At 40.0% G+C, this 23,471-nt stretch carries 20 protein-coding genes; 9 read left to right on the forward strand and 11 right to left on the reverse strand.

Going from position 1 to position 23,471, the window contains the following annotated elements; genetic code table 11:
* Window position 1: 1 nt before the first annotated feature.
* Entirely contained in the window at window positions 2-1,744 is a 1,743-nt protein-coding gene (gene menD / locus JOC33_RS18150) for a 2-succinyl-5-enolpyruvyl-6-hydroxy-3-cyclohexene-1-carboxylic-acid synthase (protein ID WP_338054554.1), read from the reverse strand.
* The gene (locus JOC33_RS18155; RefSeq protein WP_205093973.1) at window positions 1,741-3,132 is read right to left on the reverse strand and encodes an isochorismate synthase; all 1,392 of its coding nucleotides are present in this window, start codon (window positions 3,130-3,132) and stop codon (window positions 1,741-1,743) included. Before JOC33_RS18155 ends, menD begins: the two co-directional genes overlap by 4 nt.
* A 269-nt stretch (window positions 3,133-3,401) precedes the next feature.
* Here JOC33_RS18155 and JOC33_RS18160 point away from each other — a divergent pair, with 269 nt between their 5' ends.
* From JOC33_RS18160 to JOC33_RS18170, 3 genes are all read left to right on the forward strand, one after another.
* Entirely contained in the window at window positions 3,402-4,343 is a 942-nt protein-coding gene (locus JOC33_RS18160; RefSeq protein WP_205093974.1) for a 1,4-dihydroxy-2-naphthoate polyprenyltransferase, read from the forward strand.
* A gap of 91 nt (window positions 4,344-4,434) precedes the next feature.
* Complete coding sequence (locus JOC33_RS18165) at window positions 4,435-4,827, forward strand: hotdog fold thioesterase (protein ID WP_205093975.1); 393 nt, start codon at window positions 4,435-4,437, stop codon at window positions 4,825-4,827.
* Between the two features lie 20 nt (window positions 4,828-4,847).
* On the forward strand, window positions 4,848-5,225 hold the full coding sequence (locus JOC33_RS18170; RefSeq protein WP_205093976.1) for a TraR/DksA C4-type zinc finger protein: 378 nt from the start codon (window positions 4,848-4,850) through the stop codon (window positions 5,223-5,225).
* Between the two features lie 155 nt (window positions 5,226-5,380).
* Here the strand turns inward: JOC33_RS18170 and JOC33_RS20705 are convergent, their stop codons facing one another.
* From JOC33_RS20705 to JOC33_RS18185, 3 genes are all read right to left on the reverse strand, one after another.
* Complete coding sequence (locus tag JOC33_RS20705; RefSeq protein ID WP_205093977.1) at window positions 5,381-6,184, reverse strand: aminoglycoside adenylyltransferase domain-containing protein; 804 nt, start codon at window positions 6,182-6,184, stop codon at window positions 5,381-5,383.
* 23 nt (window positions 6,185-6,207) lie between these two features.
* A complete protein-coding gene (locus tag JOC33_RS18180; protein ID WP_205093978.1) occupies window positions 6,208-6,540 on the reverse strand; it encodes a hypothetical protein in 333 nt (110 codons plus the stop codon).
* A gap of 569 nt (window positions 6,541-7,109) precedes the next feature.
* Complete coding sequence (locus tag JOC33_RS18185) at window positions 7,110-8,168, reverse strand: zinc-binding metallopeptidase family protein (RefSeq protein ID WP_205093979.1); 1,059 nt, start codon at window positions 8,166-8,168, stop codon at window positions 7,110-7,112.
* A gap of 137 nt (window positions 8,169-8,305) precedes the next feature.
* On the opposite strand from JOC33_RS18185, the gene JOC33_RS18190 reads away from it, so the two are divergent.
* Both JOC33_RS18190 and JOC33_RS18195 read left to right on the forward strand, forming a co-directional pair.
* The gene (locus tag JOC33_RS18190) at window positions 8,306-8,725 is read left to right on the forward strand and encodes a DUF4395 domain-containing protein (protein WP_338054555.1); all 420 of its coding nucleotides are present in this window, start codon (window positions 8,306-8,308) and stop codon (window positions 8,723-8,725) included.
* A gap of 421 nt (window positions 8,726-9,146) precedes the next feature.
* Entirely contained in the window at window positions 9,147-9,695 is a 549-nt protein-coding gene (locus JOC33_RS18195; protein WP_205093980.1) for a thioredoxin family protein, read from the forward strand.
* Between the two features lie 450 nt (window positions 9,696-10,145).
* On the opposite strand, the gene JOC33_RS18200 is transcribed toward JOC33_RS18195, so the two are convergent.
* On the reverse strand, window positions 10,146-13,289 hold the full coding sequence (locus tag JOC33_RS18200) for an efflux RND transporter permease subunit (protein ID WP_205093981.1): 3,144 nt from the start codon (window positions 13,287-13,289) through the stop codon (window positions 10,146-10,148).
* A gap of 113 nt (window positions 13,290-13,402) precedes the next feature.
* Here JOC33_RS18200 and JOC33_RS18205 point away from each other — a divergent pair, with 113 nt between their 5' ends.
* Window positions 13,403-14,248 (forward strand): TetR/AcrR family transcriptional regulator, encoded by an 846-nt coding sequence (locus tag JOC33_RS18205; RefSeq protein ID WP_205093982.1) that lies wholly within the window; start codon window positions 13,403-13,405, stop codon window positions 14,246-14,248.
* A 99-nt stretch (window positions 14,249-14,347) separates the two neighbouring features.
* Here the strand turns inward: JOC33_RS18205 and JOC33_RS18210 are convergent, their stop codons facing one another.
* The 3 genes from JOC33_RS18210 to JOC33_RS18220 all read right to left on the reverse strand — a co-directional run bounded on the left by JOC33_RS18210 (window position 14,348) and on the right by JOC33_RS18220 (window position 17,687).
* A complete protein-coding gene (locus tag JOC33_RS18210; RefSeq protein WP_205093983.1) occupies window positions 14,348-15,664 on the reverse strand; it encodes a nucleobase:cation symporter-2 family protein in 1,317 nt (438 codons plus the stop codon).
* Window positions 15,661-16,248: a xanthine phosphoribosyltransferase gene (locus JOC33_RS18215; RefSeq protein WP_205093984.1), complete on the reverse strand. Its 588-nt coding sequence runs from the start codon at window positions 16,246-16,248 to the stop codon at window positions 15,661-15,663. The genes JOC33_RS18210 and JOC33_RS18215 overlap by 4 nt, the downstream gene beginning before the upstream one ends.
* Window positions 16,249-17,144: 896 nt before the next feature.
* Window positions 17,145-17,687 carry a hypothetical protein gene (locus tag JOC33_RS18220; protein ID WP_205093985.1) on the reverse strand — a complete coding sequence of 181 codons (543 nt, stop codon included), beginning with the start codon at window positions 17,685-17,687 and terminating at the stop codon, window positions 17,145-17,147.
* A 341-nt stretch (window positions 17,688-18,028) separates the two neighbouring features.
* On the opposite strand from JOC33_RS18220, the gene JOC33_RS18225 reads away from it, so the two are divergent.
* Window positions 18,029-18,412 (forward strand): hypothetical protein, encoded by a 384-nt coding sequence (locus tag JOC33_RS18225; RefSeq protein WP_205093986.1) that lies wholly within the window; start codon window positions 18,029-18,031, stop codon window positions 18,410-18,412.
* Between the two features lie 363 nt (window positions 18,413-18,775).
* On the opposite strand, the gene JOC33_RS18230 is transcribed toward JOC33_RS18225, so the two are convergent.
* Both JOC33_RS18230 and JOC33_RS18235 read right to left on the reverse strand, forming a co-directional pair.
* Entirely contained in the window at window positions 18,776-19,021 is a 246-nt protein-coding gene (locus JOC33_RS18230; protein WP_205093987.1) for a hypothetical protein, read from the reverse strand.
* A 1,150-nt stretch (window positions 19,022-20,171) separates the two neighbouring features.
* On the reverse strand, window positions 20,172-20,717 hold the full coding sequence (locus JOC33_RS18235; protein ID WP_205093988.1) for a hypothetical protein: 546 nt from the start codon (window positions 20,715-20,717) through the stop codon (window positions 20,172-20,174).
* A gap of 151 nt (window positions 20,718-20,868) precedes the next feature.
* Between JOC33_RS18235 and JOC33_RS18240 the strand changes: the two genes are divergently transcribed.
* Together JOC33_RS18240 and JOC33_RS18245 are read left to right on the forward strand one after the other, a co-directional pair.
* On the forward strand, window positions 20,869-21,471 hold the full coding sequence (locus JOC33_RS18240) for a lipase family protein (protein ID WP_205094112.1): 603 nt from the start codon (window positions 20,869-20,871) through the stop codon (window positions 21,469-21,471).
* A gap of 425 nt (window positions 21,472-21,896) precedes the next feature.
* Window positions 21,897-22,904, forward strand: a complete 1,008-nt coding sequence (locus tag JOC33_RS18245; RefSeq protein ID WP_205093989.1) for a DUF3231 family protein — start codon at window positions 21,897-21,899, stop codon at window positions 22,902-22,904.
* Window positions 22,905-23,471: the final 567 nt, after the last annotated feature.

A 23,471-nucleotide genomic window follows, 5' to 3' on the forward strand; every position in this document is an offset into this window, starting at 1 on the left:
ATCATTCCTCTAGCTGTTTTTCTATCGCTTCTTTGATACTATCCCATTTAGCTTTATGGTAGGGAACGTTATCTTCACGGCAGGTTCTCAATTCAATGACTGATAACCCTGGCTTCGTATAGCTTTGTGTCAGCTGTTCTGAAAACGCCTCCCACGATTCCGCCAGATGATAATCTCCTCCATATGCTTCAATAATAGGTTTGAAGGGAAGACGAAGCGGCGTTCCGAACAATTCCTCGTAATGAGCTGGATGAGAAGCCTGCGGCAAATAGGAGAATATGCCACCGCCATCATTGTTTATCAAAACAATAGTTATATTCAACTGCTTTTCTTTAGCGATCCATAAACCATTGAAATCATGAAATAACGAAAGGTCTCCAATCAACAGGGTCACTCTTTTTCCATTCGCTCCTGTTCCAAGTGCAGCTGAAACAACCCCATCAATTCCATTTGCTCCCCTATTAGCCATGATTTCCACTTCTTTTGGTGTCGACATAAAAAAGGTATCGACATCCCTTATCGGCATGCTGTTGCCAACAAAGAGAATCGAATGGTCCGGAATAGCCTCAGAAATCTTTACCACAGCCTGTCCTTCATTCACACTCTCTTCCGGAGATTCAGTCAGCAATAAATCCTTAGCAGTCTGGTTCATTTTCTGCCATTTTCCCAGCCAGCTTCCATCCGTTTCCATATCTTCGTACTGATTCGCTAACTTTTGCGCGAAAACCGCTGAATCGGAATAAAGGAAGCGGGTAAAAACTCCTGATGGTTCCCGAAACCCGGCTTCCGGTTCAACCACAATATGATAAAAATCGTCCATTTGCTGTAACCATTGCAGGTAAGCCTTCGAGACAGGCATGGCCCCGAACCGGATAATGTAATCCGGACGCAACTTCGCTTTGATATTGTCGCTTTTCAATATGGCATCATAGGATTCAATGATATGATCTTTTTCTGATTGTCCTGTCCGAAGCTGGGAAAGAGGGTCAGCCAATACAGGTGCTCCCAAACGCTTTGCAAGTTCTCCAACTGCATCCCTTAAATCTCGGTCTGATTGTGGCCCGCATACAAGCACACCTTTACCTAATTCTTTCAGTTCTTTTGCCAGCATGGACATATCCGTTTCATCAGGATTCCTTTTCCCAAATAGTGTCTGAGTATCCTTAGGCTCTGAAACCCAGAGTCCTTTTAGGGAAAAGTCTGGAATAAGTGGTTCTCTTAATGGAATATTGACGTGAACCGGCCCGGGGTTACCATGATTAGCTTCCTGGACAGCCCGTTGTGCTGTATTCCTCGAGTATCTGAGCATTGGTGGAGTAGCTTCCGGGAGAGCCATATCATGAAACCATTTGATATAATCTCCATACAGCTTCACTTGCTCAATGGCTTGGGGCGCACCGATATCCCGCAGTTCGTGAGGCCGATCCGCAGTTAAAACAATTAGCGGAATACGGCTATAGTAAGCTTCTACAATTGCTGGAAAGTAATTGGCTGCAGCAGTACCGGAAGTACAGACCAAAGCTACTGGTTTACGTTGCTCTTTTGCAATTCCCAACGCAAAAAAAGCGGCAGATCGTTCATCCAGGTTGACCCAGTGCCTGATACCTTCAAATTCAGCACAGGTCATAGCAAGAGGGGTGGAACGCGATCCTGGGGAAATCACGACCTCCTCCACCCCTGAATAATGAAGCCCCTGTACAAACCGTGCTATATACCTTGTAAGTTCTTCGGTGTGATCCATCATGCTCCTCCTAAAACGCCCAGCATCGGTGTAAATTTAATGGCAGTTTCCTGATATTCCATATCCGGATCAGAATCTTTCACTACACCACAACCGGAAAACAGGGATGCTTGATCATTCTTGATAAGCGCTGATCGAATGGCAACAGCAAATTCCCCATTTTGGTTAGAATCTAACCACCCGACAGGACCGGCGTACCACCCGCGGTCCAAAGGCTCGTGCTTCTTGATATATTCCATAGCTACTTGTCTTGGAAGTCCACCTATCGCCGGGGTAGGGTGAAGCCGTTCCACGATGTCAAGCAATGTATGGCCATCCTTTAATCTGGCAGTTACTGGTGTGAAAAGATGCTGAAGATTCTTTAATGGGTATAATACAGGTGCTTCGGGTATCTCTACATTTTCCCCGCAGGATTCGATAGCTCCCCGAATCATTTGCACCACAAAATCATGTTCCTCAAGGTTTTTTTCATCCTGAAGCAGCTCCTGTCCCAATCTGACGTCTTCTTCCTTTGTCTTGCCGCGAGGAATAGTGCCTGCCAGACAGGTCGAGAGCAGCTGCTGGTTCTCAACCTTAACCAGCCTTTCTGGAGTCGCACCGACAAAATGGGCATCTCCACTTTCAAATGAAAAAATATAGCTGTTTGTCTGCGTATCATCAAGGTGCTGTAGAACCTGGCTGACATTCACATTTTCGTCGAATTTCAGCCGCATCTCCCTGGCCAGTACCACTTTTTCCATAAGCCCTGCTTCAATATCCTCCGTCGCCTGCTTGACAAGCTGTTTCCATTTCTCTGTCTTAATCTCTTCCTGCTGTAATATTTCCGGGGCAATGAAGCCGTAATTGCGCTGCTTTAATAACTTATTTTTTGTGTCTTCCCATTGGAACTTCAATTGCTCCATATGATCATCCGGGTATACAAGGCAATTAATTGTAAAATAACATTCCCCTTTTACCTTCGTGAGCAAGTAATTAGGAATTACCAGCTGGCTTGTTTCAAAAGAAGACCATAGGCCAGTCGTTTCCTTGGCAGGATCAAAACTGAATCCTCCCATGGCAACCGGACCTGTACCCTTTTGCTCAAAGCTGTCAAACCAATGAGTCCTATCCATTAATTCCTTCCATTGATGCTGTATATCCTTAAACCTCTCATCTATGGATGGAGTAAGCGTTGCAGCAGTCCCGACTCCTGCCATCACAAAATCCCCGTCAGCACTTTTCCAGAATAGACGGGTATCTTTCAATACTTCCGCTCCTGCGTAAAATAAAAACGGGTCGATAGGTTCTATATGATCGACGGCACTCACCAATTGTGGCTCGTCTGTCTGTTTTGCTACGCTTATTGCTTGTCCGATGATTTCATCCACTGTAGCTGTTTCTGTATGAATCATACCTTTCCCCCCTGAATGACAGGAATAATCGCTCTATATACATAAGAATCCAATTCTATTGAAAATATATATTGATTCACTGTATCACATGATACTAACATCCTGTTAATGACTTCCTTCTCTATTTTATTCCCTTTTCTATTCATACTCAAGAAATCGTTACTTGTATCCAATACTTTCTTACAATCATTGACACTATCCCGGGTATTCCATAAACTTAATATTGATTATCTTATATCATAGCTAATTAGTATAAGGAGAGAACGATCATGAATCCGGTCCAAAATGAAGATATAAAAACTTCCCTGAACGAACGGGGAGGTTTTCAAATATGGTGGCGTCTATTGCGTCCCCACACCTTAACGGCAGCCTTCGTTCCTGTGTTTATAGGAACAATGCTGGCAGCTTTGGACAGCTCTATCAACTTCTTATTGTTTCTCGCAATGCTGCTTGCCTCGATCCTGATCCAGGCGGCCACGAACATGTTCAATGAATATTACGATTACGTTCGCGGCCTCGATACGGAGAAGTCTGTCGGCATCGGCGGGACCATTGTCAGGGATGGTATTTCTCCCAAAACTGTACTTGGGCTGGCTATTGCCTTTTTTGGGATCGCAATACTCCTAGGTGTTTATATTTCTGCAGCTTCAAGCTGGTGGATCGCAATCATCGGTGCTACCTCGATGTTGTTCGGCTATTTATATACTGGTGGACCCTTGCCGATTGCCTATACTCCATTCGGTGAACTTGCAGCAGGATTCTTTATGGGTACTGTGATTATCGGGATCAGCTATTTTATTCAGACAATGGCCATCAATCCCAGTGTGCTAATTGTATCCATACCAGTTGCTATCTTTGTTGGAGCAATCCTCTTGGCTAATAACATCCGAGATCTGGAAGGCGACAAGGAGAATGGGCGAAGAACTATCGCCATCCTATTAGGTAAAAAGGGTGCCATTCGCTTCCTTGCCGGCTTATTCATCACAGCTTATTTGTTTACAGCTATTTTCATTGTCGCCGGCTTATTGCCTATTTGGAGCCTCCTTTCATTCTTAAGCTTCAAAAAGGCAATAAAGGCTGTAAAAGGTTTTATCGGTAAAATCCAGCCAGTGGAAATGATGCCAGCTATGAAAGCAACAGCTCAAACAAACACAATCTATGGATTGCTATTAGGAATATCTTTATTACTACAATTGTATTTTCCTATCTGAAGACGCGGCAAACACTTTTGCCGCTTTTTTAATTCTCCCGGCATGTTTCATCACCTCTGTTACGGGAAATAATTACAAAGGAATGACCCTTATGAAATTATCTTTTACCAATACAATGATGGAAGCCTTAGGAATGGAAGTTAAGTCGCTGGATAAAAATGAAGTGATTATGACCATGCCTGTCACTGCTTCCACCCACCAGCCACTCGGGTTTTTGCATGGAGGGGCAAGCGTCGCTTTAGCTGAATCAGCTGCCAGCATCGGTGCCTTCCATAATGTAAATACTGAAACCCATACTGTTTTTGGGGTGGAGATCAATGCCAACCATATCAAAAGCAAGCGGGATGGAACTGTAACTGCAACAGCCGTTCCTTTTCATATTGGAAGAAATACGATGGTCTGGGAAATAAAAATTACAGATGAAGATGATGCATTGATTTCCATTGCCAGGTGTACGATTGGGGTTGTACCTCTTAAAACTTAAGGCAGGGAAAGGAGATTGCTATGTTTACAAATAAACAGATAAACGAATTCAAAGAGAGATTACTGGAAATGAAGAAGGAAACAGAGAAAGACTTAGAGGAGTATCGGGGCGGCCCGGCCAACGAAGACTATTCTAACGAAAACACACAAGAATTATCGGATGTTGCAGACCATCCAGCAAATCTTGGAACAGAACAATTCGAGCGTGAAAAAGATTATACTTTTTACGAAAAAGCCCGGGAACGTATGATGGAAATTGAGGATGCACTGCAAAGGATAGAAGAAGGAAAATATGGTTTTAGCGAAAAATCAGGGGAGCCTATCCCATTAGAACGTCTGGAAGTAGAGCCAACCGCCCGGTTTACCGTCGAAGAAAGCAAAGAAATCAACGAACGGTGAGATAGATTCGTCGACAGCTAATGGAAGCAGCCCATGCTTCCATTAGTTATTTTCTGTCATCAAGAGCAAGCAGATTACACTAATTTTTAAAAAAGCGGAACAATGAGTGCCAAATTGTTACGCTTTTCTTTCAAATAATATTTTTTCCATATACTTTATTGGTTCTCTGTCAGCTTTTCTACCTGACACTGTATATAATCCCTCAGCTCACGCAATCCGGAAAGATTTAATCTACTTTTCGTATCATTATATTGGTACTTCCTAAGCACATTCCTGATAGCACTGTGAAACTTTTCAGGCAAGTTAGCCAGCCCCCACTTTCCTCCTTCCGTTTTGGAGAAAATCGCTCCCTCTTTTAAGTAACAATAAACCCTTATGATGTTTAATGTGCAATAAACCGGGTCTTTAGTTATATTATCTACACATTCATTATAATCTCTCATTATGGAATCCAGATAATGGGCTGGAGAAATACTTGGAAACACTTTTGATATCGGTTCTCCTAAAAGGGTAATTCCTCTATTTTTTATGATGGTAAGGTGTGCAGCTAAATCGGCATCCCTTAATCCTGCCTGATATATTTTGTTTTCCTCCCTTTCTCTTAAACTCAACATAAACCTGTTTCTCCAAGCTTCACTATAGTGGAATTCAAACAGGCTAGGATGCTCCCAAGCTTCCAGCTGATTGTGACTTAATATACTGACTTCTATAGGGTAAGGGCTATTGGACACCTCCAACATTATATAGGCAAGGTCTTTCCTGACTTCCATATTTAAGCTATTTGACACGATAATGATTAAATCAATATCACTTCTTGCTGGATGAAACCCTCCCATGGCTAACGAGCCATGTAGATAGATTCCAATTAGCCTGGCGTGCAGGGTTTCTTGGAAAATCTTTGATAAGTTATGTACGAAGTTCTTCACATCGGCTGGAGCATTAATCCAACAATTCGGCACTTCAGACTACTCCTTTTTATCATTTACCTTACTTGCTCTACCTCTCCGCCAATTTTCTTTGTAAAAGATTTAGCCAGCGGTTCTATCATTTCTAAATTCCACGAAGCTCTTCTATTCGATGCAATATTTATCCATAGCCTGGCTTCTTTAGGCCAATATGTAACCTCCAGTACACCCTTTTCCAACGATTTTTTCAGATGCCAATGCACAGATCCTTTTTTTGTACTCAAGGTTGTTTTTTGAGAAATAGTTAGGTTGTACTCCGATATCACTTTTTCAATTTCCTCCGTGACTAAATCTTCATCCATCGGTTTTATCCGCAGAAGATCAGATCTCATGATTTCATACGTTAGCATAGTACATCATCCTTTTTCATTGTCTCCCCCATTTTTTTCTATTATCTATCTATTTTTTCCTTCATTTTTTAAACAATTTTCTTCCTGAAAATTATTTGTTTTACCTTAAAACAAGAAAGGAGAGCGTTCTATACTCTTCGGTGAGACCCAGAGTTTTTCTATAAGCTTTATTCGTGTCCCAGGAGCCCTGATCATTCTCTTTCCGCGGACTATTGCTAGAGTCCTCGTGAATAACCACCCTGCGGGTCTCGGTTCGCCCGTTTTTCCGCAGGGAGTGGCACGGTCTGGTCTCCTTCACTTTAGCTTATAACCAAAAAAGGCTTTCCTTCATATAGCTCACCATAGCTAGAGGAAGGAGAGCCTTTTTCATAATCTGACAGGCCGCCGTCACATAAATCGTCTAAAAGGATTCTTATCAATAGAATAATGAGCGCGGTGAAAGGTGAAAGAAATCAGGCTGTCGAGAGTTTCTCGACAGCCTTGAGAGCATTCTATGTTTGTCCTATCTAGGTTCATTTACCATAAGAGGTCGTTTTGTGCTGGTATTTTAAAAGTATTTATACATTGATTCAATCTTCCAAAGGATTTAGACTTTCTTTTCCTGTCATATTGGCAATCATCTCAACCAGTAAATCGATTTCTTCATCAACATCTTTCATACTGCTAGTTTCCACCGGGGAATGCATATACCTAAGTGGTAAGGAAACTAAGCTGATTGGCACACCTTTTCCTGTGAGGCGCATACGATCAGCGTCCGTTCCTGTCGATCTTGGTGTCAGCTCATATTGTACAGCTATATCGAGAGAAGCTGCAGTCTTTTCAAGCATCTGATTGATTTTACGATTGATAGGTGCACCCTTAGCCAGAACAGGACCGGAATCTAACCGAACATCCCCATACTTATTACGATTGACTCCCGGGTAATCGGTGGCAAAAGTAACATCGCAAGCAATAGCCATTGTCGGTTCGATTCCAGCTGCAGCAAAGTATGCTCCTCCCATATTCGTTTCCTCATTAACAGTCGAAACGGCATATACACCGACATTAAGTGTTTTCTTCGAGAGACGGCGCAATACTTCCCCTACAATGAATGTACCAGTTCGATTATCAAGCCCGCGTCCTGCTATGTACCTGTCCATCATCACTTCAGGTTCTCGTTTATACACGGCAAGGTCACCGATCTGAACAAGCTGTTCCATTTCTTCCTGTGATTTCGCACCACAATCGATAAACAGATCTTCAAGTTCAAAATCCCCCTTAATACCGCCATGATGCTGTGCGTTCACTCCGATTACACCAGTGACCTCTTGCCTATGACCAAGTACAGTCACCTTCATTCCGATAGCCGCTTTTGGATTAATACCTCCCATTTTATCAAAGTGCAGGTACCCTTGTTCATCAATTCTGTTAATGACCAGGGCTATTTCATCACAATGACCGGCGAGGAGAACTTTGAATTCGGCTTCCGGATTCAATACGGCAATAACATTCCCTGCATTATCCGTCGTCATTTTATCTGCGTACTTTTTCATTTCTTTCATCCACTTTTTTTGGATATTCATTTCCATACTGGATGGTGATGGCGTTTTTAATAAGTCAAGCAATAATTCTAAGCGCTGTGGTTCCATTAATGTAACCTCCCTATCTTTTCTTCTATGATACCAAAATAAACTTCCCTTTGTCAGAGCCTTCCACTTCACGGATGTCAGGAATTTAGATATACTATTACTTACTCAATACCGATAAGAAAGGTAGGTTTATCATCGTGGAAATTACATCATCTATTCCACGTCCACTTGTCCGACTAAACCAATGGACTATAATCATAACTGTTCTTTTGACGTGGCTGACTGCCTGGCATTATTTTCTTTTGATTCCTTTAATATCAGGTATTTCCGGACTTTTATTCGGTTTCCACCCCATAATGGCTATTGGCCGACGATTTTTACGGAAACCACCGAGAAGCTATATACCTGAAGATTTGGAAGACCAGCAGTTCAATCAAATTATTGCCACCTTCTGTTTGACGATGGCTTACCTTGCTTATACAGGGGAATGGGCAATCATAGGCTATATTTTTTCTGCTGTAGTATTTGTCGCTGCCATTGTAGCCATTTGTGGATTTTGCATTGGCTGCTTTATACGATATCAGTGGAAAAGATATCAGCATAAGCGAGCCCAATAGACTGTTTTGGAGACCACTGAAAACTGAAGGTTTAGTAAAAAGTTTTAGAAAGGTATGAATTTAAATAACCGGTATGTATGGGTTTTATATCCATACATACCGGTTTGTCTTTTTCTAAAATATTAATGATCCAAGATGAGTGGGAGGCGGTGAAATCTGTGTGACAGCGCGATCTGAAGCTCCACTTAGTCATGTGACTTTCTTGATCAAGAAGGATGGAGACCGCCGTATCCGCCGTAAGGGGGGCTGTGAGACTCAACAGCAAGACTTTAATAGCATCTTTAAATTATAAGGGACTCTTTCAGAGACCTTTTCATCTCCCTGCAGGATTTTACCAATTTTATACAATTAAAAATTAATGCATGAATATCTCCTCAATAGGGAAATGGACTTTGATGTTATTATCAAGAGGAGGAGCTATATGACACTGGAAGATTGGTTTAACAAAGGAATTACCGCCCAAGAATATGTTGAATCGATGACTACCTTGAGTGAGGAACTTATTTATATATATGAACATTTCAAAGTTCCATCGGAGGACGAACATTTATATGAACAGCTACAAAAACAGAACCTGCGTGTCATCGTATTAACGGAAGACTGGTGTAGCGATGCCATGTTAAATATACCCATTCTACTTAAAATAGCAGAAGCCGGACATATGAACGTGCACATGCTTTACAGAGATGAAAACCCGGAATTAATGGATCAATATCTGACGGGAAAATCACGCGCCATTCCGATCTTCATTTTTATTAACCCGGAAGGAAAAGAAGTGGCCAGATGGGGACCAAGAGCTAAAGAAGTACAGAAATTTATCGACAGATCCAGAAAAGCACTTCCATCAAAAGATAAAAATGACTATGAAAAGAAAGAAAAAGAAATGTTTCAATTTATTACGAAGGCCTACCGCGACAACCAAGAATTTTGGAATGATTCCTATCAATCCCTTAAAAAAGCAATTATTTAAGAACAAAAGCGTAAGCGCCTTGTTCACCCCCGACAAGCTTAAGCCAAGCCTCACCGTGACGTTCTTTGTCACAGAGAGGATCGGCTTAAGACCTCGAGGGGGTAGGCGCTGGAGCTGGATGAGACAAAAGCGTAAGCGCCTTGCTCACCCCCGACAAGCTTAAGCCAAGCCTCGCCGGATAAGCATATGACTTCGAGTGGATAGGATAAAGCTTGCTGTAGAGGTCACATCAAATTTTATTAACAACGAAAAAACTCCTTTCTAAGCTGAAAAAAGCATAGAGAGGAGTTTTTTATTTGACTACACTAGATACTAACAAATCGTTAGCATCGCACTGCAGAATAAAAAATTCAGTTTGGGTTGCCTGTATTAAAACGAATGTATTTATACAGAACAATTTAAGAGAAGCCTAACATATAGAACTGCCCCAGAAAGGGACAGTCCCTTAAGTCAATCGGTCACTTTGTTTCTGCGAAATTTACTCAATAGTTCATATACTAGTGGAACTATTAATAATGTCAGCAGTGTAGAGCTTGCTAAACCGCCGATAACAGTGACTCCTAACCCTTTACTGATGATAGAACCGCCTTCTAATCCTAATGCCAGCGGCAGGAGTGCTCCAATGGTTGCAAGTGCTGTCATAAGGATTGGACGAAGACGTGTCATTCCTGCATCGAGCAATGCTTCTCTGGTCGTGAATCCTTCTTTCTCTCTATGGATGACTCGGTCGATCAGGACAATTGCATTGGTTACGACTATTCCGATCAGCATCAGCGCCCCAATCATCGCTGAAATACTCAACGTTTCTCCACTGATTAACAACCCAAGTACGGCTCCTATGATCGTAAATGGAAGAGAAAACAATATCGCGAGTGGTGCTAATCCGCCACCAAAGAATATGACTAGAACCAAATAAACAATGGCGATAGCAGCGAGCATTGCCAGACCAAGCTGTGTAAATGATTCCTGAATATCTTCTGTAACACCACCCATGGTTATATCTACTCCAGCAGGCGTTTCTATAGAATCCAGCTGTTCCTTGACGTCTGCAGACACACTACCTACATCATCGGTAGTTATTTCTGCTTTAACACTGGCGTAAACTCTGCCATCTTTCCTGCTGATCGTATCCGCAGTCGTTCCTTCCTCTACTTCAGTCACTTCACTGATAGGGATACTTTGTCCGGTCGGAGTCTTGACTTTCCGGGAAGTAAGATCTTCGATACCGCTATAGCTTTTTTCCTCTACTTCAAGATAGACATTCATCACTTCTCCATCTTTTTCAATGGTTGTAACGACTGGCTGCTGTTGGTGCTGATTCAGTACCATGCCTAACTGCCCGGCAGTCAATCCTAATTCACTAAGTTTTTCATGGTCAGCAACCAAAGTATATTCCTCATAAGATTCTGCGATACTGGAATCAATGTTTCTTAGGTTCTTTTTATCAGAAAGCAGCTCCTCCACATTGGCCACTACTGGTTCGATTTCATTTGTATCTTCCCCATAGACCAATATTTCCAATCCGCTGCTCGAACCTGCGCCATGTACATCCTGACTGGACCATGTCCCTTTCTCTGTCTGTTCATTCAAGGAATCGATGACCGTTTGTGTTTCATTTTCAAAATTCTCTGTTTCACTATCATACTCGACGAAAAATAATGCCTGATTAGAAGCACCAGGATTCATCGGGTTCTCACCACCTACAGAATACTGTATGGTTTCAGCCCCATCCCGGTTTTCAAAATATTCAGCTGCCTCAATTGCAATATTTTCTACATCTTCTAAAGTCTGGCCAGGCTCAGGGTTATAGGTGGCCATTACCATTTTCTGTTCCTGACTTGGCAAAAAGCTCGTTCCGACAAATGGGATAAGCGCGATGCTTCCAATGAGTATAGCTATTGATACTATTGAAGTGATGACCTTATGGTTCAAGGCACTGTTCAGAAAACCACGGTACATCCTGGCCAGTTTTCCACCTTCTTCGTGTCCTTTTCCTTTTATCTTTGCCTCTTTCAACAAAGAATGGGACATCATTGGTACAATTGTAATTGCAACGAGCAATGATGCCAGCAAAGCGAAGACAATAGTCAACGCAAAAGGTAAAAAGATTTGTCCTACAGTGCCTTCAACTAATCCAAGTGGAAGGAAAACAGCAATTGTCACAATTGTGGAGGATAGAATTGGCATGAACATTTCTTTCGTAGCAGACCGGACCAACTCTTTCCCGGTAAGCTTTTCCCTTGTTAGGGACATTCGTCGATATATATTTTCAACGACAACAATAGAATCATCAACTACACGGCCAATGGCAACAGTCATTGCACCTAATGTCATAATGTTCAATGTAATACCCATCTGGTTTAGAAGAAGGATGGCTATCAATAAGGATAAGGGGATAGAAATTATTGAAATCACGGTCGTTTTGAAGTTTCTCAAAAACAGCAAAATGATAAGGACAGCAAAAATCCCGCCGAACAGCGCTTTATTCAGCATGGTGCTGACAGATTCTTCAATTGGCTCTCCCTGATCAAAGGTATTGATGAAATCTATCCCTGTAAAATCAGATTCTAACTCGGCAGTTTTTTCCTTAACTCGATTAACTACGTCCACTGTGTTTGCTTGCTGTGATTTGATGATCTGTAAGGAGATTGAGTCTTCTCCATTTGTCCTGGAAATAGACTCGGCTTCTCCAACGATTTGAATGTCAGCAATCTCTTTCAACTGTACAGTAGGAATACCATTTACTGCCTTGCCAGCTGACTGTGTTTGTTCCTGCTCCGGCTGTGTTGCGCCTTGCTGGCCCATGTCAGCTGGAGGTGTCTGGCTCTGGCTTTGCCCTGGAGCAGCTGAAGGGATAGCAGGTATTTCAAGCTCCTCTAGCTCTTCTACACTTCCCAGGTTACCATTGACTACTACAGACTTCTGAGTGTCATCAAAAGTAAATAATCCAAGCGGGAATGTGGCATCCTGCCCTTTTATCATCTGAGTTACTGTTTCTTGGGTCATTCCGAGTTCGGAAAGTTTATCTTCTTTATAGTCAATACGCACTTCCTGGATTTGCTGCCCGGATACTTGTACTTCAGCCACACCTTCCAAGCCTTCCAGGGCTGGAACCATAGTCTCTTCAACTTTTGTTGTCAATTGCTCAAGGGACTGATCCCCATTGATGACACTTAAACTGACCACAGGAAAGGCATTGAAGTTCAAACGTGAAACTGCTGGTTCTTGAGCACCATCAGGCAATTCCACCTTGCTCACAGCGTCTTTCAGCTCATCCTCTGCTTCGTCCAGGCTTTTATCAAAACTGTATTGTAATTGAATCGATGATGCATTTTGATATGACGTTGAACTTACCGATTGTACGCCATTAAGATTTGTAACCTGCTGTTCAATCGGTTTCGAAACCTGTTCTGCCACTTCCTCTGGAGTCGCCCCAGGATATGGGGTAGTCACCGTAATGATCGGTGGCTCTATGTCTGGTAATGTTTCCAACTTCATGTTAAGTCCTGAATATAAACCTGCTACAGTAATAATAATAGTCATCAGCCAAAGTGCAAATTTGTTATTCATGGAAAAATTGATAATCTTACTCATGTAGGTTCTCCCTCCGTTGACCATACAGTCATAATCATTTACAATGTTAATGACCAATCGGTCATAAGTCAAGAGAAAATACTAGCACAATTCTTTGAAGGAGTTGGAATGAATTGGATGAGAAATCCATAAACATCATCGAGCAATCAATCAAATTATTTGCCAAAAAAGGATTCAGTTCCACGTCCGTGCAGGAAATTGCTAATGAATGCGGCATTTCCAAGGGTGCTTTTTATTTACATTTCAAGTCAAAGGATGCCTTGCTTCTGGAAATCTTTAATTACTATTATTCACGCATTCAATCTAAAATAGAGGAAATACAATCGGAGGGGCTGGACCCAAGAACCAATTTCAAGAAACAGCTTCGTGTCACTTTTGAAGAAATTGCTCAGCATCGCGAATTCATCATTATGCAGATTCGCGAACAGGCAATCCCTTTTAACGATAATATTGAAAGCTTCATAAAACAGATGAGATTTAATTCCTATATGTTTTATAAACGTCATTTTCTGGCGATCTATGGTAAAGAAATCGATGGAATCTTGTGGGAAGTGAGCCTGCTCATGGAGGGGATGTTCAAAGCTTTCCTTGATCTGATTATCCTTGAAGATGCACGATTGAATTTAGAAGCTTTGTGTGAAGCGTTGTTACGCAGAACTGACTTCATCGTTGAGGGTTTCACAAGAAGCGGTGACCAACCGGTCATCACCGAAGAATTCATCAGCCAGATTATCCCCGAAGAATTTCTCGACTACGAGCTGGATGATATTATCCAAACATTGAAGAATCTCCAGCACCATGCCGACGAAGATATCCAGGTAACTATCACTGTTCTTCTTGAAGAAATACAAAGTACTGACCCGCGTCGTGCAGTTATCAGAGGAATGCTTACTAATATTGATGGCGAAAAAAAATTCGAGAATGTATCCGATAAAATCCGGAAATTTTACCAACTATAAAACCAGGGCTGAGTTCCTTTAGGAACACGCCCTGGTTTATTATTCCCTTCTTCAAAATATTGTGGGTCCAGTTTTACAAGAAGAACTGTTTGTACGTAGTCAGGATGCAACTGTTTCTGAAGCATTGTTATTATGGTTCTCTGTTTTCTGTATCTCTTTTGGAAGAAGGTTCAAAAAGTAATTCAGTACGATGGCTGTGAAACTTCCTGCAACGATACCATTGTCCGTTAAAATTTGTACTTGTTCAGGCATCTGCGCAAACAAGTCAGGAGCGACAGTCACTCCTAATCCCATTCCGACAGAACATGCTATAACAAGCAGGTTTTCCTGGCTTTTGAGGTCGACATTACTTAACATTTTTATTCCATATGCTACTACCATTCCAAACATGGCCACCATTGCTCCTCCAAGTACAGGAGAAGGAATCAAAGTTGTAATGGCGCCAATCTTAGGCACAAGGCCGATTGCAATAAGCATACCACCTGCTATGAAAATGACGCCCCGTTTTTTAATTCCCGAAAGTTGTACGAGCCCAACGTTTTGGGAATAGGTCGTATATGGAAATGCATTCATAATTCCACCAAATACAATGGCAAGCCCTTCTGCCCGATAACCTTTTGCCAGTTCATTTTTTGATAACTTTCGATCACATATATCTCCCAGAGCAAAATAAACACCGGTCGATTCAATAATACTCACAATTGCTACTAAAGTCATTGTCAGTACAGCAGAAACATGGAATGTGGGAATTCCAAAATAAAATGGCTGAGGGATATGAAACCAGCCTGATTCCTGTAATGGTGAAAAATCCACCATACCAAGGAAAGCAGCAATACACGTCCCCGCTACAATACCCACCAGGATAGAAATCGCACGAATGAAACCAGTAAATATCCGCTGCATTAAGATAATGGAAGCCAACACACCGAAACCAAGCAGCAGGTTGACGGGTTCACCATAATTTTCACTACCTGCTCCACCTGCGAGATTATCCATCGCAACAGGAATAAGGGTAATTCCAATAATTGTTACTACTGACCCCGTGACAACTGGCGGAAAAAAACGAATAAGCTTTCCAAGCAATGGGGCAGACAGAAACACAAATAATCCCGATAAGATAATTGCCCCGTACACTGCTGATATGCCCATGCTGGAGCCGATAGAAATCATTGGTGCTACTGCTGTGAAAGTACATCCGAGTACAACTGGCAGTCCTATTCCGAAAAATCGGTTACTCATAGCCTGTAACAAAGTAGCAATACCGCACATTAATAAATCGATGGAAACTAAATAGGTAAGTTGTTTTCCATCAAGACCAAGGGCACCTCCAACAATTAAAGGAACGATCACGGCTCCAGCATACATGGCAAGCACATGCTGGAAACCAATTGCTCCTAATTTCCCTGCCTTTCTCATTTTACCGCCTCCTTATCTTCAAATACGATTTTTCCTTCCGCAAGCTGGGAGATTTTTACCAAGGATTCAACCCATAGCCCTTTTTCGCGAAGTAGATCTCCCCCTGGCTGAAATGCCTTTTCGATAACTATTCCCATACCAATTACCTCCGCACCTGAAGATTGAGCCAGCTTATTCAGCCCCTCTGCCGCCTGTCCATTCGCTAAAAAGTCATCGAGGATTAATACTTTATCTGCAGCCGTCAGGTAATCGCCTGAAATACTGATATTATTCACTTTTCCTTTTGTAAAAGAATGGATTTCTGCAGTATGCAGGCTGTCAGTCAGCGTCAATGATTTTCTTTTCCTTGCGAACAAAACAGGGACATTCATTTCTAGTCCAGTCATGACCGCCGGAGCAATCCCTGAAGATTCGATTGTCAAGATTTTTGTAATACCTTTTTCTTTGAAAATACGAGCAAACTCTTTACCTATATCCTTCATCAACGATGGATCAATCTGGTGATTCAAAAAAGCGTCCACTTTAAGTACTTTTTCATTCAATGCTTTTCCTTCGTTGAGAATCTTATCTTTTAACAATTCCATTTGCTTCCCTCCTCATCTACGGGGTATCTCATGAGGGTAATTAAAAATGCTTCATGGGCAGTATGCGTATCATGTATTCGCTTCATTTAATAAGGTAAAATAGGTTCTAATTTTATAGATAATGGCAACTTCTATATGGTTCAAGGTCCAATCCAAAAATATAGTGAAATAAACTCAAATGAGAAAAAGTATGTCAGAAAGTATGTCATTTTCCTTCTAGTACTACCTAGTGCTATCCAATATATAGATCTTTTTAAAAAATACACGGCTTCTGCATGAGTGAGAAACCGCGTCACTTTGGTAGGTGCTTTTTATGGGATCAAACCAACCTCCCCCCCTGTCAAAGTGGACAACTGAATAGGAATGGTTGGGATGATAATAGATAAAACCCTATTTTATCAATTCTTTTTCCAATTGAAATAGGTTTAAATAGGATTGATTTGTAGGTTTTTTAATCAATGTGGGCAACAGTTTGGCAACAAAAGATTCTCACCCTTTAAACCTACACTCACAAATTTTCGTCATCTTAAAATAAAGGATGTATATTTCCCTATTAGAAATAAATTAAGCTTGGATCTTTGTTCGATCTAACACTAATTTTTGATGGAATGCAGCCCATTCACTCGCCTAGTTAATAGGATAAAATTAAGTTCTATAAAACCTTATTATCATAAGGTTTCCGTTTGTAAGAAGTAGATTAAACACAATAAGCTTTATTTTTTTATAAATAGTCTCCTGCATTATCCAGTCACCAAGATAGGAAGAAAAATAACCCTACTGCAAAAAGAGCAGGAGGACTATTCTTTTTTAAATATGTACTTCGGTTATTCTAATTAACAAATGGAATCCACAATAATAGGCCCTGTACCATAGTACCAAGGCCTTTTAAATATACTTTATGTTGTTGTATTTGTATTTAAAGGTAGTATACCATTTCCAGTCGTTGGAGTAGGAAGAGTAAATGATGGTGGGGTATTTGATGTTTGGCAACGATTCGTGTTTACATCACATAAATTACCGTTACCATCGGATAAAACCGGTCTTGTAACCGTAATAGTAGTGCGTAAAATGAATAATATACCTTCCACGAGATCCCCAACTACTGGTCCAGTTACAATCGGTACACCTGGTTGTGTAAATATTCCTTCCACCTCAAGGGGAGACTCTTGTAAGATATCCTGTGGACAGGCACCTGGGAAATCTGTATGCTCTTGGAAAGGTATTGAGGTCGATAAAATAGCAGGAAGATCAACGCCTAAAATACTTATAGTTATGGTAGCTGGGATAACTCCTATATTTACAACTTTATCTTGAATAATCCTTGCACTATAGGTGATAGCATCCAAATTGGGTTCTACTCTTATCGATAGTATATCATCAAGTACAGTTAACCATGTGAATGCTGTAATTTTAAGGGTAATTTCTGCTACTTTTTGCACCGTTTTAGACCCTATTACTGAGTTAACTAGAAAGCAATCACTATTTAGTTTTGCTGTTTTTTGTACAGGCTCAATATTACAGGAACACCCAGAATCACAATTATCCTAGTTGTTCTTTTTCTTTACCACAACAGCCATCCTCCACACTCCCTTTCGATAACAAAGTTCATCCGTAAAGCAGTTGTTAGTAAATATTGGTTATTTTAACATATAAGGTAAGCGTAATTTGTAATATAGTAGAATTAGGAAAATTTACATGTGGGTTTTTTTGTATTTAGGAATGGTCTTTTTTGTATGTTATGTATATATTGGAGAATTTTTTTAGGAGAGGTGTTTTCACCATGGCAAGGCAGTATAAATATGATCTACATCGAGTAAAGCAGTTGCTTCGAGATACAAACAAAAGCTATCGTAAAATTGAAAAAGAAACGAAGTGCCCATATTCCACGGTTGTTTACCATGGACGTCGAATTCGTGGAAAGCGCTATAATCGATCTGTGGCGGAAGAACAGCAATTGGAAATCAAAAAACCGACCCTTCCGGATATTAGTGAGGAACCAGCTCGAGTAAATGAGCAAGAGAATCCCTTGTTTCATATAACTAGGGAGAATGTCTCCTTGGATGAGTCAGAAAAAGCAGCCGCCAAAATGATTCAAGCGGCCAAGGTTCTCGGAGCGAAACAAGTGACTATCCAGGTTAAGGATAAAGAAGGGGAACACAAGTAAGGATTCGCAGATATTTGTTTTTTTTACAAAAAACCCCACTTAAATTGGAGACCTCCATTATAATTTATAACAAATTTCGAAAGTATAAAGAAACCACACTGGATAAAAGTGTGGTTTCTTCTGGCTCAATATAAGGTTGTCTGGGTTGTCTTCATTATATCTAATACTGGATTCTTTTCCTTTCGCATTTAGATAATCAACGATACTGTTTCCAGTTACTCTCCGGTTTGTAGGCAAACTCATAACTGGCCGTTTGTCGTTCTGGTGCCTCTTCTACATAGCCTCAAACAGCTATACCGAAGTATTGAAGTATCCCGAAAAACGTTTCATAGGCAACTTCTTCCTGGTATGCTGGATTCAGCATTAACAATGCTTCTGCTGCATCATCCACCATCTCACCCCCTGAGTAACTTTTGCTTGAATCGTCATCTCTTCTCCTGGTTCAAGCTCACCAGTTTCAGGAGAAGTGGAAATTGACACTTCTAATGGTAAAACTTCTTCGCTTTCTGAATTATCTCCTGTACTTTCTCCTTCATTCGTTTTTCCGCAAGCAGCGCCCACAAATACCAACAGTACGGTAACGAACATTAATAAAAGCTTTTGCTTCATTGCTGTGCATCCTTTCTATTGTACAATTTCGAGATCTTCGACAATCTTGTACATCTCTTCATTGCTTGTACCTTTATATTTTTTAATTACTTTGCCATCTGAAATTACTAAAAAGAAACTCGTACCGTGCATATATTGGTCAAAATCTGGAACTTCATCGCCCAGATTACGAAAAGACTTGATAGAGAATTATGCAATTGCTGATTCATCTTTAACACACTGTACAGCTTTTGATTTGCCAAAAATGCACTTGTCTCATTTCTTGTTACATACGATTTGAGCAATTCACTGGAAGGAACCACTAGTGCGAACTTTTGAATCACTGAATGTCTCTTATTGAACGACTTTGGACAGGACGTGAGAGCCACTATACATTAACGCAGTCAGCCTTTCATGTGCTGAAGTACTTTACATTAAGACATTGTCCTTCTAAACAAAATTGTCTCTCAACTGGCTCTGCATTTCTGTTTTCTAGGGTCTCATCATACACATTGAGTCTAAAATTATGCTCTGATGGCTCTATCAGACTGCAATTTTTTAGTGCAATGTTAAACGAAACAAGCATTCTAGAAGTAAACGAGGAGAAAAGAGGTTTTATGACTTACTATAAGCGAAATTCCCAAAAACTAAATCCCATTTTGATCTTGTTAAAAAGAGCTTAACTAACCTTTCACTTTCTTTGGTTCTCTGGTTCCTACCCATACCAGAGAGCTTGGATATATTACATAATGCCACCCATTCACTCGCCTAGTTAATAGGATAATATTAAGTTCTATAAAACCTTATTATCATAAGGTTTCCGTTTGCAAGTAAGTTGATTAAACACAATAAGTTTTATTATTTTATAAATAGTCTCCAGTCATTATCCAGTCACCAAAAGATATACAAGACTAAAAGAAATAAATCTTTAACCGTAGGGGCTAATGCATTTTAAGAATATTTGGTTCAGAAACTAGAAGTAATTGTTAACGTCAGGGGCTCTCTCTTTTAATGGCTATACCAACATTTCCCTATTCAATCGTTCAACTCATTAATGGAGAAGGATATTATCAGGAGCAAATTTTTGTGGATTTTATAAGTCACAGAGGAATCGTATTGTAATATTTTCATCAAAAAAAAGAGGCTCTTTATAAGCCTCTTTTCTGAAAGTCTAACCTAATTCAGCACTTAGGTCAGTTGGTGCCAAACCAACTTCTTCATAAATTTTGTTAAATATTTCTTGGAACTGATTCATATGTTCTTGTGCTGTAGAAAGGTCAGCCTTTAAAGGGGACTCTTCTAATACACGTTGAACCTCCACATAATATTGTTGCAGTGATTTCAGTGCAGTACTATAGTCTTTTTTAATATCATCTGGAATTTCACTATTAATCTTAAAATTTTCCACAGCTTGGGCTGCTTCCTTTGCAGCATTTTTCGCTTCTGTTGCAGCTGTCTGTAAATCCTTTTCTGATGGTGGTTCTTCTTCATTGCTCGCTAATGTTTGGTAGGTAGTAATCTTGGAGTGATAAGGACGAAGGGTGTTGGTCAAATCAAGTTGTATATCTAGAAGTGCGCCTTTTACTTCTTCTTTGTTGTCACTAGTGGACTCCTTACTTTGTGCATCTGAATTGGTACTCTTGCCGTTTGAGGAATCAGTACAACCGACTAAAACTAAAACAAACAACAAACTAATACTGAGAATAACTTTTTTCACGTTACAGCTCCCCTTTCTTTAACAAGAAATAGTTTATCTTTTAACCCACCAAATGTAAACATTATTGGTAATAAAAGTAATATTCGGAAAATTTAAGTTAACTTAAATTTCTACACATAACATAAAGTGCAATTCCACATTAAATTAATTTATATATGACAATGAATCGAACCAAGATTTATATCAGGTCCCCTATCCTTTTGTCAAAAATACAGGAAAAGCCCATCGCGGTTTCACCTGTATTTATCAATCAACAAGAAACGAATTAATTAAAACATTAACCAAACTTTCCAAGAGAAAAAGATTATTTGTAACAGGGCATAGTCTAGGAGGAGCTTTAGCCGTGCTGGCTGCTTTTGATATCGCAACGAAGACTTCGTTTAAAAATCCATTCATTTATACGTATGGTAGCCCCCGCGTCGCAGATCCTGAATTTGCATTTCAATTTGACCGGACCATAGCGAATAGCATCCGCATTTTCAATATCCACGATATTATTCCTACACAGCCGGATCAGGTATATCCGCCCCCATTTACCCAGCAAGGTTTATTCTATCAGCATGTGCGCAATCCCTATCCGATTTCTTTTCAGTTAAACAGTCTACCAATTCGCAACCATGAGATTGTCTGCTATTTTAAAAACCTCAGCCTTCAGAACTCTGAGTTCACCCAAGTCTTATGTAGTCAGAACCCGGGATTTTGTCCTGATACGCAACTGTGCGTTCCATTTACAGGAGGATGTAGTGATGGGTAACTTAAAGTTTCCGCCCTTGTTTCTGGCATTTAGTCCATGTAGGAAATGGCAGTATATTTACTGTCTAAAATATGTCACTATTTATGATTATTTATATTATTTATTTTTCGTTGTGTTTTTACTTCATGACGAGGTGGTAATAAAAATACCAAACAAGGATGGGATTTATGCACATATCATGATGTAAAAGCTGAGAGATTTCGTCTTTTCAGTCTATCTATGCGTTATCATATATTCATGTGCCCATAAGTAAATATTGAACTGAGTTAATGCCATTCGAAGTTTATCTTATAATATTCTTTTTGCGTAGCCATTATAAAATTTATGAAACCATTTTCTCTAACCAGGGCTTCCAATGTACATACTTTTATTCGTAATGAGGCACTCTATGGTTAAATAAATGTATTAAATGGGGTGAAATTGCTATGAATACTGATATATCAAGCCTAACATCGGGAGAAATGGGAAAGCTTTGGGCTACGTATACTGGAAATACAATGGCCAAATGTGTACTTAGTTATTATCTGAAAAATGTAGAAGATAAGGATATTAAAAAAGTTTTAAAATATGCTTTAAGTTTAACTAAAACATATATAAGTGACATAGAAACGATTTTTAAACGGGGAGACTTTCCTATTCCAGTAGGATTAACAGATGATGACGTAAACTTAGATGCACCTAGACTATTTAAGGATGAGTTTTACCTTTATTATTTACAATACACAGGAAAAGCAGGTATGAGTTTATATAGTAAAGCCATAAGCATAGTTACTAGAAAAGACATCAGGGAATTCTTTGCTAAAGCGCTTAATGATGTTGTCTTATTGATGAACCATACAAATGATGTATTAAAATCAAAAGGAATGTTGATGAATTCACCAGCAATGCCGAATCCAAACGGTATTGATTTTGTTAATAAACAAAGTTTTTTGAATGGATTTTTAGGTAATGTAAGACCGCTGCATGGACTAGAAATCGCACATTTATTCGATAATATTAACAATGATATCACAAGTAAAGCCCTTATTATTGGATTTAGCCAAGGTGCAAAACATAGTAGAGTAAGAAAATTTTTAGAACGTGGAAGAAATATTAATGAAAGGCATATTGATAAGCTATCCCAAAAATTAAATGAAGATTATTTGCCTTCTCCTACCCTTTTAGATCATTTGGTAACATCGTCTACCATCCCACCATTTTCTGACAAGCTAATGGTGTTTCATAAAGTAGATATGTTTTCAATGGAAATCAGAGAATATGCAAATGGAGCTTCTTTAAATGGCAGAAAAGACATCGGGGCAATATATGCTCGATGTTTAATGGATGTTTCCTTGTATGTAAAAACCGGTGCAAATATTTTGATTGAAAAAGGTTGGATGGAGCAACCGCCTCTTGCAGTAAATCGAAATCACCTATCGACAAATGAATTATAAAAAAAAAAGTTACTTAACTCTTTTGTTCAAATAAAAATTTAAAAAAGTTATGTATTAATAAAGATAGATACCCCCCCCCCGAATAGATCAAGGAACTTTTGTGTGGGGGGGAAGGTTAACCAAATTTGAAAGAAATCCTGCCATATTATTTTTTAACCTTACTATGAAAAGAGTTAAGGCGTTACATACCGACTATAATTCACCAGGTTTTCCGAGCTTTTTAATGAACTTCTAAAGTAGTTTAAGCGCTTTTCTTGAAGTGAGCTTCCATTAGAACATGTTAGACAGTAGCGCTTCATTTACCTGTTTATCAAGCTTCAGCTCCATGTTAAATCCTCCTTTGTTTTCTATTTCGGAGACTTTTTTCTTTTTTCATAGAAAGACACCCGGAAGGGGTCCGGAAACATTTTAGTTAATTTACTGCCACGTAACTCTTCCTGCCCGTCCTGCCATCCTGACATATTGTTTAAAATAGAGCCCCATAAAAGATAGATAGGCCACTCAGACAACATCATATGTCTACTAATTGCCACCTACTCATGCCGTCGAGTAGGCCTCCCTTCTCAC

Source organism: Thalassobacillus pellis (genome assembly GCF_016908295.1).
In the GTDB taxonomy this organism is placed as follows: domain Bacteria; phylum Bacillota; class Bacilli; order Bacillales; family Halobacillaceae; genus Thalassobacillus; species Thalassobacillus pellis.